This is a genomic window from Rathayibacter sp. AY1D9, from assembly GCF_002932395.1.
Classification (GTDB): Bacteria; Actinomycetota; Actinomycetes; order Actinomycetales; family Microbacteriaceae; genus Rathayibacter.
This window is the reverse complement of record NZ_PSVQ01000069.1, coordinates 2,840-4,428: the sequence shown is the minus strand read 5'-3', so window position 1 is coordinate 4,428 and position 1,589 is coordinate 2,840. Positions and strand designations below refer to the sequence as shown.

Sequence of the window (1,589 nt, the reverse complement as noted above, 5' to 3'; positions counted from 1 at the left end):
CCCGAGGGCACATGGTCAAATCTGGGTTACACGCCGTGCGTGTATTCAATTGTTCCGCTCCTCCCGAAGGAGGATGCGGGGTGCCCGTCTTCTGGGAACCACAAAGTGGACGCAAGCAATCTCTGGCCACTCCTACCAGCCTTTACAACGGTATGAGTGTAGTGATTATCAAGTTATCGGCTTATTAGTACCGGTCAGCTCCGACAGTCTTTAGTCCTGTCTTCCACATCCGGCCTATCAACCCAGTCGTCTGGCTGGGAGCCTCTCCCCCGAAGGGATGGAAATCTCATCTCGAAGCCGGCTTCCCGCTTAGATGCTTTCAGCGGTTATCCGTTCCGAACGTAGCTAATCAGCGGTGCTCCTGGCGGAACAACTGACACACCAGAGGTTCGTCCATCCCGGTCCTCTCGTACTAGGGATAGATCTTCTCAAATTTCCTGCGCGCGCAGCGGATAGGGACCGAACTGTCTCACGACGTTCTAAACCCAGCTCGCGTACCGCTTTAATGGGCGAACAGCCCAACCCTTGGGACCTACTCCAGCCCCAGGATGCGACGAGCCGACATCGAGGTGCCAAACCATGCCGTCGATATGGACTCTTGGGCAAGATCAGCCTGTTATCCCCGAGGTACCTTTTATCCGTTGAGCGACAGCGCTTCCACAAGCCACTGCCGGATCACTAGTCCCGACTTTCGTCCCTGCTCGACTTGTCAGTCTCACAGTCAAGCTCCCTTGTGCACTTACACTCGCCACCTGATTGCCAACCAGGTTGAGGGAACCTTTGGGCGCCTCCGTTACTCTTTGGGAGGCAACCGCCCCAGTTAAACTACCCATCAGGCACTGTCCCTGAACCCGATTAGGGTCCGAAGTTAGATATCCAGAGTGACCAGAGTGGTATTTCAACAATGACTCCACGAACACTAGCGTGCCCGCTTCAACGTCTCCCACCTATCCTACACAAGCCACACCGAACACCAATACCAAACTATAGTAAAGGTCACGGGGTCTTTCCGTCCTGCTGCGCGTAACGAGCATCTTTACTCGTAATGCAATTTCGCCGAGTTCGCGGTTGAGACAGCTGGGAAGTCGTTACGCCATTCGTGCAGGTCGGAACTTACCCGACAAGGAATTTCGCTACCTTAGGATGGTTATAGTTACCACCGCCGTTTACTGGGGCTTAAATTCTCAGCTTCGCCTTGCGGCTAACCGTTCCTCTTAACCTTCCAGCACCGGGCAGGCGTCAGTCCGTATACATCGTCTTGCGACTTAGCACGGACCTGTGTTTTTAGTAAACAGTCGCTTCCCACTGGTCTCTGCGGCCATCGAACGCTCCCGGAGCAAGTCCGTTCACGCCTCAGGCCCCCCTTCTCCCGAAGTTACGGGGGCATTTTGCCGAGTTCCTTAACCACGATTCTCTCGATCTCCTTAGTATTCTCTACCTGACCACCTGAGTCGGTTTGGGGTACGGGCAGCTAGAACCTCGCGTCGATGCTTTTCTTGGCAGCATAGGATCACCGATTTCGACTTGCGTCTACCCATCAGATCTCAGGCTATATGAACGACGGATTTGCCTATCGTTCGCCCTACGTC

1 rRNA gene (cut by a window edge) is annotated in these 1,589 nt (G+C 54.4%); it reads right to left on the bottom strand.

What is annotated here, in order from left to right:
* Nucleotides 1-164 precede the first annotated feature (164 nt).
* Nucleotides 165-1,589, bottom strand: a 23S ribosomal RNA gene (locus tag C5C50_RS16475); it runs 1,028 nt beyond the window's last position.